Consider the following 1,542-nt stretch of genomic DNA (forward strand, 5'->3'; position numbering starts at 1 on the left):
AGACACGACGAGCCCATCGACGCGGCATCCAAAAAGGATCTGCGATCGGACCAGCAACCGCCACCGTCAGCTATTGCGCACAAGATCGTAAGTGCCCGTTGAAGAACCAGGTCAGTCGGGCTGATCGCAGCTGATGGCGCGGTAATCCGAATCGGTCTCGGTGTGTCGGACGGACACGAGGTAGGGCCTTCAGGTACGGCTGTGGTTGTCGAAGCCATGCCACCCCTGAAGGCCCTACCGTGTCTTTCTACCTGGTCTGCGGCCAGGCTCCTGCCGCACCCCCGACACCCGGCGCAGTGCACCTGCCCACAACCCGCCTGCGCCGCTACCCCTCCGACACCACCGACACAGAATGGCAGCTCATCGCCCCATACCTGCCCGTCGGCGGCACCGGAGACCAGGGCGGACGCCCGGTGACCTACTCGCGTCGCGACATCGTCGACGCGATCCGCTACCTCGACCACAACAGCTGCGTCTGGCGTGCACTGCCGGTCGACTTCCCGCCCTGGCCGACCGTCTACCACTACTTCCGCACCTGGACCCGCGACGGCACCCTCACCCGCCTGCACGACGGCCTGCGCGAACAGGTCCGCCTCGCCGAAGGCCGCAACGCCACCCCGACAGCGGCGATCATGGACTCACAGTCGGTACGCGCGGCCGAGACCGTCGCCAAGACCAGCCGCGGCTACGACGCGGGCAAGAAGGTCAACGGACGCAAGCGCCACATCGTCGTGGACACCACCGGCCTGCTGCTGATCATCCTGGTAACCACCGGCGCCGTCCAAGACCGCGACGCCGCCCGCGCCCTGCTGTGGGCACTGCGCACCTGCTTCACCGGCGTGATCAAGCTCTGGGCCGATGCCGGATACGCAGGTCAACTCGTCGACTGGGCCACCGCCACCCTCGGCCTGGCCGTGGAGATCATCCGCAAACTCGCCGACCAGGTCGGCTTCCAGGTCCTGCACCGCAGATGGGTGGTGGAGAGGACCTTGTCATGGATCACACGCTGCCGACGCACCGTCCGGGACTACGAGCGCCACCCCGAGCATCACGCCGCGATGGTCCAGTGGGCCATGGTCATCGTCATGACTCGACGCCTGGCCCGCTACCACCGCACCGGCCGACTCCGACCCTCCGCCACCTGCAGACAGCCGGCGGCGCAACCTAGGCCGGAGGAGTCTGCGTCATCTGGGCCCGCCACTTCGCGTCGATCTCGGCAGGTCGCTGATGACCGCATTCGATGACCCGGCCTTCACCGTCGACGACCTCTGGATAGACATCTCCTTCGTCGATCCAGACCGTCACGTTCTCGACGCCGACGGCACGGTCATCGGCGTTCACCCAGTACTGGACGGTGAAGGCTGACTCGTTACCGGAATAGTCGGACCGGATGACGAACCTCTCGCCCGGTCGGAGCCAGCGGTCCTCGCCGAGCGGCTCGATCCACAGTGAGGTCATTTCATCCTGATCGGCGTCGATGTCGCGTGGTGTAGGGCCAGGATCGCCTGCGCGATGGTGCCGGTCTTGCTGACGGTGCAGCGG

Annotated in this window: 1 protein-coding gene and 1 pseudogene; one reads left to right on the forward strand and one right to left on the reverse strand. The window is 66.5% G+C overall.

The window, feature by feature from the left end; all coding sequences use genetic code 11:
* Positions 1-296 precede the first annotated feature (296 nt).
* Positions 297-1,106: pseudogene (locus AB0J67_RS41060) on the forward strand (IS5 family transposase); the annotation flags it as partial.
* A 58-nt stretch (positions 1,107-1,164) separates the two neighbouring features.
* Here AB0J67_RS41060 and AB0J67_RS41065 read toward each other — a convergent pair.
* Positions 1,165-1,542: hypothetical protein (locus AB0J67_RS41065; protein ID WP_363491232.1), on the reverse strand; the 378-nt coding region annotated here is incomplete at its 5' end.

The organism is Catellatospora sp. NPDC049609 (genome assembly GCF_040675365.1).
Lineage (GTDB): Bacteria > Actinomycetota > Actinomycetes > Mycobacteriales > Micromonosporaceae > Catellatospora.